Origin of the sequence: Escherichia sp. 94.0001, assembly GCF_013369155.2 — a bacterium.
In the GTDB taxonomy this organism is placed as follows: Bacteria; Pseudomonadota; Gammaproteobacteria; order Enterobacterales; family Enterobacteriaceae; genus Escherichia; species Escherichia coli_F.
This window is the reverse complement of record NZ_JABWMS020000019.1, coordinates 70,067-78,235: the sequence shown is the minus strand read 5'-3', so window position 1 is coordinate 78,235 and position 8,169 is coordinate 70,067. Positions and strand designations below refer to the sequence as shown.

General features: G+C 49.3%; 5 protein-coding genes and 1 pseudogene. 4 read left to right on the top strand and 2 right to left on the bottom strand.

Features of this window, described 5'->3' with window-relative positions:
- The first annotated feature begins 43 nt into the window (after positions 1-43).
- Positions 44-1,114, top strand: a pseudogene (locus tag HEN33_RS11875) (hypothetical protein).
- Between the two features lie 219 nt (positions 1,115-1,333).
- Here the strand turns inward: HEN33_RS11875 and glpQ are convergent.
- Positions 1,334-2,410, bottom strand: a complete 1,077-nt coding sequence (gene glpQ, locus HEN33_RS11870) for a glycerophosphodiester phosphodiesterase (protein WP_176262909.1) — start codon at positions 2,408-2,410, stop codon at positions 1,334-1,336.
- 4 nt (positions 2,411-2,414) lie between these two features.
- A complete protein-coding gene (glpT, locus tag HEN33_RS11865; protein ID WP_000948724.1) occupies positions 2,415-3,773 on the bottom strand; it encodes a glycerol-3-phosphate transporter in 1,359 nt (452 codons plus the stop codon).
- 273 nt (positions 3,774-4,046) lie between these two features.
- Here glpT and glpA point away from each other — a divergent pair, with 273 nt between their 5' ends.
- From glpA to glpC, 3 genes are read left to right on the top strand one after another with little or no spacing between them, the layout of a single operon-like run.
- Positions 4,047-5,675, top strand: a complete 1,629-nt coding sequence (glpA, locus tag HEN33_RS11860) for an anaerobic glycerol-3-phosphate dehydrogenase subunit A (protein ID WP_176262910.1) — start codon at positions 4,047-4,049, stop codon at positions 5,673-5,675.
- Complete coding sequence (gene glpB, locus HEN33_RS11855) at positions 5,665-6,924, top strand: glycerol-3-phosphate dehydrogenase subunit GlpB (protein ID WP_176262911.1); 1,260 nt, start codon at positions 5,665-5,667, stop codon at positions 6,922-6,924. The genes glpA and glpB overlap by 11 nt, the downstream gene beginning before the upstream one ends.
- Positions 6,921-8,111 carry an anaerobic glycerol-3-phosphate dehydrogenase subunit GlpC gene (glpC, locus tag HEN33_RS11850; protein WP_001000390.1) on the top strand — a complete coding sequence of 397 codons (1,191 nt, stop codon included), beginning with the start codon at positions 6,921-6,923 and terminating at the stop codon, positions 8,109-8,111. Before glpB ends, glpC begins: the two co-directional genes overlap by 4 nt.
- The last annotated feature ends 58 nt before the right edge of the window (positions 8,112-8,169 follow it).

Here is an 8,169-nt window from a genome sequence, read left to right as displayed (position 1 = left end):
GATTAAATTGTATCTTGTTAACTCACACTACAAGGAATCATTTATGCCAAATACATATATTCAATTATCTCGCTGTAATATTTTACAAAATAATAAATTGCAAACAGCAGAAATTTACAAAGAATCACAACAAACCGCGAAACTTGAGATTTTTTGCAATGAGTTTCTAAAAATATCTCAAAGTAGATACGGGTTATCAACCTCAGCAGACAACATAGCTAATTTATTGGCTTTTTTCACGAAAGCCTCAGATGAAATTGATAGTGTCAAGACCAAAAAAATTGACGTTCACAGTTATGGTTTCGTACCAATAAGACATTTTGTCGAGCATGTCATAACGTATAAAAATGAATTTGCAGAAGATTATGAACCCTATATCCTTACCTTTACCAGAGGTGAAAACAACGAAGGTGTTTTGAGTATCGAAAGCAAAGAAGGGGTTCTTTCACAAAGAACAATAAATTTAAATGAATATGAAACTGCAATTAACATCATCAATGAGCATGTTGCAAAAGAAAATATCCACAACACGGACCAGACACTGACAGAAAAGGACATTTCAAAAACAAACGACTCTGATAAACATTATAAGATCAGCAGTGAGGAAAGTATTAAAAGTCAACTTTACAGCGATCAAAAAAAATATACAGACCTGCTACAACATTCTGAGAAAAATACAGAATGGTACAAATACACATCCTCCGAGGAACGCTATGATGTATTTAAGAATTCTTCTAAAAAAATTGAAAACACCTACAAGCAAATTGTGCAAGCGCAGAAAAAATTGAAGCAAATGAAATACATCAATAAATTAAGTGGTGAGCTTATCGATATCGCCGACAAAAAGTTAGCACCATTAATAAATGATAATTTCAGCTATACACGAGATTTCTTTGCTTACTCAAAACAGGAAAAAAATATCTTCACATTTGATAATTCTAAGTTTGTAGATCCAAAGGAAAAAGAAGGTTTAATGGTACAACACAGCAATGGGCAACTGGTTATTACTGGTAAATATTGCCCTGAAGGTGTGCAAACAGCATTCACCCAAGAACAATATGATAAATTAATAAGATACATTAATATTTTCTTTACCTTTCCGAAATTCGAATAATACTTTACAGTATAAACTGCATTACAATTTATTATTGAGACCTATTCATACTGTTTAAAGAATAACAATGCCCAGTGTTAGCTTTTTTAACGAATGAGTTTTACGAAAATTATGTTGGCATCTTTTTACAGGATGCACCCGTTAATGAAAAGAATAACCGGTAGTAGCATTATTTCGCTTTAGCAGAGGATGGCGCATGAACGCCATCCTGCAGTAGCATTACTCTTTATTAAGGAATTTTACTGCCTTATCAGGGAAATCAGTAAACAGCCCATTTACACCCGCTTTGTTATACAGAGCATCATATAACTGATTCACATCAGTAGTGTATTCAGGCAGCTTATCTGACCGCACGGTGTAAGGATGTACTACCAGTTTATTCTGCTGAGCATCTTGCACCATGCCAGTGAGTTTGATATTACCTGGCTGCGATGTCTCCTCAATCAACATATGATAATCCGGACCAATACCATCAGCATATTCCGCCACCTGCTTCATGGCCCCCGGCTTGAACATCCAGTCATAGCTGTAATTAACCCAACTTCCGTCCGGCTGTTTCTGCTGCGTTTCATTCCAGTCGGTATAGGCAATCAGCTGTACAAGATTGAGGTCCATGCCCATTTTGGGTTCCAGCTCATTTTTAATGCGCTTCAGTTCATCAACATCAAAACATTGCAAATAAACTTTGTCGTCCTTGCCGGTGTAGCCATATTTCTTCAGCACTTCCAGCATTTTTGCTGCAATATCCTTCCCTTCCTGATGATGGAACCACGGCGCTTTAATTTCTGGATAGATACCGATATTTTTCCCGGTAGAGTGATTTAACCCCTGAACAAATTCAATCTCTTCTTCGAAAGTGTGAACCCGGAAGTCAGATTTACCCATCGGGAAACGCCCCGGATAAGTCTGTACTTTCTTACCGTTTTCAATATCGAAACCTTCGGTAAATTTCAGTGACTTAATTTCATCGAGCGTGAAATCTATCGCGTAGTAACGACCGTCTTTGCGCGCCCGATCCGGGAAACGATCGGCAACATCAGTAACACGATCGAGATAATGGTCATGCAGAACAACCAGATGGTCGTCTTTGGTCATCACCAAATCCTGTTCCAGATAATCCGCTCCCTGCGCATAAGCCATCGCTTTTGCTGGCAGCGTATGCTCCGGTAAATATCCACTGGCACCGCGATGGGCGATGACTATTTTTTCGTTGCTATCCGCCGCCATTGCACTGCTTCCCATGATCATTCCACTCATCATGATCGCCATGCTAAGGTTTTTCAGCGTCAATTTCATGCCATTAGCCTCCATTGCGTTTTTGCAGTAATTCCTGATGGCGACGTTTTTCGCCAATCATCACAACTATCAACAGGATAACCGCCAGGATGCTGCCGCCAATCATTACCATAAAACCGCCATCCCAGCCGAAGAAGTCCACGGTGTAACCAACAATCGCGCTCGCCGCCACCGAACCGCCCAGGTAACCAAACAGACCAGTAAAGCCCGCTGCCGTACCTGCCGCTTTTTTCGGTGCCAGTTCCAGCGCATGCAGACCGATCAACATCACAGGACCGTAGATCAGGAAACCGATAACAATCATACAAATCATATCTACGGTTGGGTTGCCTGCCGGGTTCATCCAGTAAACGATAGTTGCGATGGTCACCAGTGTCATAAAGAAGACGCCGGTTGCCCCACGGTTACCACGGAAGACTTTGTCCGACATCCAGCCACACAACAGGGTGCCCGGAATGCCCGCATACTCATAGAAGAAGTAGGCCCAGGAGGATTTATCCAGCGCGAAATGCTTAACTTCTTTCAGGTAGGTCGGTGACCAGTCGAGGATGCCGTAACGCAGCAGATAAACGAACACGTTGGCGATGGCGATGTACCACAGCAGTTTGTTCGGCAGCACGTACTGCATGAAAATTTGCTTCGCGGTCAGCTCCTGTTCCGCTTTTTCGTTATAGTCGTCCGGATAATCGTTTTTGTACTCTTCGATCGGCGGCAAGCCACAGGATTGTGGGGTATCGCGCATCATCGCAAAGGCGAATAGTGCCACCAGAATGGCGCAGAAAGCGGGCATATAGAGGGCCGCGTGCCAGTCATTGAACCAGGCCATCCCCAGCAGGAACAGCAGCGGCGGAATACCACCACCGACGTTGTGTGCGCAGTTCCACACCGACACAATGCCGCCACGTTCTTTCTGCGACCACCAGTGCACCATAGTACGACCACACGGCGGCCACCCCATCCCCTGGAACCAGCCGCAGAGGAACAACAGTACAAACATCACCGCAATGCTCGACGTCGCCCACGGCACAAAACCCATAAACAACATCACTGCCGCCGCCAGAATCAAACCTGCGGGCAGGAAAACGCGCGGATTCGAGCGATCCGATACCGAACCCATGATGAATTTCGAAAATCCATAAGCAATCGAGATCCCCGAAAGGGCAAAACCTAAATCACCGCGTGAGAATCCCTGCTCAACCAGATAAGGCATAGCGAGCGCAAAGTTCTTACGAACCAAATAGTAAGCAGCATAACCAAAGAATATCCCCAGGAAAATTTGCCAGCGCAATCGACGATAAGTCGGATCGATCTCCGCGGCAGGTAAGCGCGCTTTGTGTGGCGCCGGTTTAAAAATACTCAACATTGAAAGCCTCCGTGGCCCGTGGTCTTATTTATGATTAACAGCCTGATTCAGTGGAAGAACCTGCCGTTTCTTGAGTTGCCGCGATGTTAAGAAAACATTCAGAAATTAAATGTGAATTGCCGCACACATTATTAAATAAGATTTACAGAATGTTCAAAATGACGCATGAAATCACGTTTCACTTTCGAATTGTGAGCGAATATGCGCGAAATCAAACAATTCATGTTTTTACTATGGCTAAATGGTAAAAAAACGAACTTCAGAGGGATAACAATGAAAACTCGCGACTCGCAATCAAGTGACGTGATTATCATTGGCGGCGGCGCAACGGGAGCCGGGATTGCCCGCGACTGTGCCCTGCGCGGGCTGCGCGTAATTTTGGTTGAGCGCCACGACATCGCAACGGGAGCCACCGGGCGTAACCACGGTCTGCTGCACAGCGGCGCACGCTATGCGGTTACCGATGCGGAATCGGCCCGCGAATGTATTAGTGAAAACCAGATTTTAAAACGCATTGCGCGTCACTGTGTCGAACCAACCAACGGCCTGTTTATCACCCTGCCGGAAGATGATCTCTCCTTCCAGGCGACTTTTATTCGTGCTTGCGAAGAGGCTGGAATCAGTGCTGAAGCCATTGATCCGCAGCAAGCACGCATTATCGAACCTGCCGTTAACCCGGCACTGATTGGCGCGGTAAAAGTTCCGGATGGCACTGTTGACCCATTTCGCCTGACCGCAGCGAACATGCTCGATGCGAAAGAACACGGTGCCATTATCCTCACCGCGCACGAAGTGACAGGTCTGATTCGTGAAGGCGCGACGGTGTGTGGCGTTCGTGTACGTAACCATCTCACTGGCGAAATTCAGGCACTTCATGCGCCTGTAGTGGTGAACGCCGCCGGGATCTGGGGGCAACATATTGCCGAATATGCCGATCTGCGCATTCGTATGTTCCCGGCCAAAGGATCACTGCTGATCATGGATCATCGCATTAACCAGCATGTGATCAACCGTTGCCGTAAACCTTCCGACGCCGATATCCTGGTGCCAGGCGATACCATTTCGCTGATTGGCACCACATCTTTACGTATTGATTACAACGAGATTGACGATAATCGAGTGACGGCAGAAGAAGTGGATATTCTGCTGCGTGAAGGGGAAAAACTGGCCCCCGTGATGGCGAAAACGCGTATTTTACGGGCCTACTCTGGCGTGCGTCCGCTGGTTGCCAGCGATGATGACCCGAGCGGGCGTAACGTCAGTCGCGGTATCGTGCTGCTCGATCATGCTGAACGCGATGGTCTGGACGGATTTATCACCATCACCGGTGGCAAACTGATGACCTATCGGCTGATGGCGGAATGGGCTACCGACGCGGTATGTCGCAAGCTGGGCAATACGCGCCCCTGTACGACCGCCGATCTGGCACTTCCAGGTTCACAGGAACCCGCTGAAGTTACCTTGCGTAAAGTCATCTCCCTGCCTGCCCCGCTGCGCGGTTCTGCGGTTTATCGTCATGGCGATCGCACGCCTGCCTGGCTTAGCGAAGGCCGTCTGCACCGCAGCCTGGTATGTGAGTGCGAAGCGGTAACTGCGGGTGAAGTGCAGTACGCAGTAGAAAATTTAAACGTTAACAGCCTGTTGGATTTACGTCGTCGCACCCGTGTGGGGATGGGAACCTGCCAGGGCGAGCTCTGCGCCTGCCGCGCTGCCGGACTGCTACAGCGTTTTAACGTCACGACGTCCGCGCAATCTATCGAGCAACTTTCCACCTTCCTTAACGAACGCTGGAAAGGCGTGCAACCCATCGCCTGGGGAGACGCATTGCGCGAAAGCGAGTTTACCCGTTGGGTTTATCAGGGACTTTGTGGTCTGGAGAAGGAGCAGAAAGATGCGCTTTGATACTGTCATTATGGGCGGCGGGCTCGCCGGATTACTCTGTGGCCTGCAACTGCAAAAACACGGCCTGCGCTGTGCCATTGTCACTCGTGGTCAAAGCGCGCTGCATTTCTCATCCGGATCGCTGGATTTGCTGAGCCATCTGCCTGACGGTCAGCCGGTGACAGACATTCACAGTGGACTGGAATCTTTGTGTCATCAGGCACCTGCCCATCCATACTCTCTTCTCGGGCCACAACGCGTGCTCGATCTCGCTTGTCAGGCACAGACATTAATCGCTGAAAGCGGTGCGCAATTACAGGGCAGCGTAGAGCTGGCTCACCAGCGAGTTACGCCGCTCGGTACTCTGCGCTCTACCTGGCTAAGTTCGCCAGAAGCCCCCGTCTGGCCGCTGCCCGCGAAGAAAATTTGTGTAGTGGGAATTAGCGGCCTGATGGATTTTCAGGCGCATCTTGCGGCGGCTTCATTGCGCGAACTGGATCTTAATGTTGAAACCGCAGAAATAGAGCTGCCAGAACTGGATATCCTGCGCAATAACGCCACCGAGTTCCGCGCGGTGAATATCGCCCGTTTCCTTGATAACGAAGAAAACTGGCCTCTGTTAATTGATGCGCTTATTCCTGTCGCCAATACCTGCGAAATGATCCTGATGCCCGCCTGCTTCGGCCTGGCCGATGACAAACTCTGGCGTTGGTTGAATGAAAAACTACCTTGTTCATTGATGCTTTTGCCAACGCTGCCGCCTTCCGTGCTGGGCATTCGTCTGCAAAACCAGTTACAGCGCCAATTTGTGCGCCAGGGTGGCGTGTGGATGCCAGGCGATGAAGTGAAAAAAGTGACCTGTAAAAATGGCGTAGTGAATGAAATCTGGACGCGCAATCACGCCGATATCCCGCTGCGCCCACGATTTGCGGTGCTTGCGAGCGGCAGTTTCTTTAGCGGCGGACTGGTGGCAGAACGTGACGGCATTCGCGAGCCGATTCTCGGCCTTGATGTGCTACAAACCGCCACGCGGGGTGAATGGTATAAGGGCGATTTTTTTGCGCCGCAACCGTGGCAGCAGTTCGGTGTAACCACTGATGAGGTGCTGCGCCCGTCGCAGGCGGGGAAAACCATTGAGAACCTGTTTGCCATCGGTTCGGTGCTGGGCGGATTTGATCCCATTGCCCAGGGATGCGGCGGCGGTGTTTGTGCCGTCAGTGCTTTACATGCCGCTCAACAAATTGCCCAACGCGCAGGAGGCCAACAATGAACGACACCAGCTTCGAAAACTGCATTAAGTGCACCGTCTGCACCACCGCCTGCCCGGTGAGCCGGGTGAATCCCAGCTATCCGGGGCCAAAACAAGCCGGGCCGGATGGCGAGCGTCTGCGTTTAAAAGATGGCGCACTGTATGACGAGGCGCTGAAATATTGCATCAACTGCAAACGTTGTGAAGTCGCCTGCCCGTCCGATGTGAAGATTGGCGATATTATCCAGCGCGCGCGGGCGAAATATGACACCACGCGCCCGTCGCTGCGCAATTTTGTGTTGAGTCATACCGACCTGATGGGTAGCGTTTCCACGCCGTTTGCTCCAATCGTCAACACCGCTACCTCGCTGAAACCAGTGCGGCAGTTGCTTGATGCGGCGTTAAAAATCGATCATCGCCGCACGCTACCGAAATACTCCTTCGGTACGTTTCGTCGCTGGTATCGCAGCGTGGCGGCTCAGCAAGCGCAATATAAAGACCAGGTGGCTTTCTTTCACGGCTGTTTCGTTAACTACAACCATCCGCAGTTAGGTAAAGATTTAATTAAAGTGCTCAACGCGATGGACACCGGCGTACAACTGCTGAGCAAAGAAAAATGCTGCGGCGTGCCGCTCATCGCCAACGGTTTTACCGATAAAGCACGTAAACAAGCAATCACGAATGTAGAGTCGATCCGCGAAGCGGTAGGGGTAAAAGGCATTCCGGTGATTGCCACCTCCTCAACCTGTACATTTGCCCTGCGTGACGAATACCCGGAAGTGCTGAATGTCGACAACAGAGGCTTGCGCGATCATATCGAACTGGCGACCCGCTGGCTGTGGCGCAAGCTGGACGAAGGCAAAACGTTACCGCTGAAATCGCTGCCGCTGAAAGTGGTTTATCACACCCCGTGCCATATGGAAAAAATGGGCTGGACACTCTACACCCTGGAACTGTTGCGTAAAATCCCGGGGCTTGAGTTAACGGTGCTGGATTCCCAGTGCTGCGGTATTGCCGGAACTTACGGTTTCAAAAAAGAGAACTACCCAACCTCACAAGCCATCGGCGCACCACTGTTCCGCCAGATAGAAGAGAGCGGCGCAGATCTGGTGGTCACCGACTGCGAAACCTGCAAATGGCAGATTGAAATGTCTACAAGCCTTCGCTGCGAGCACCCGATTACGCTGCTGGCCCAGGCGCTGTCTTAATCTTCCTTGTGATGCCCGGTAAGCGCATTGCTTATCGGGCATTTTTGCGTACGTGATT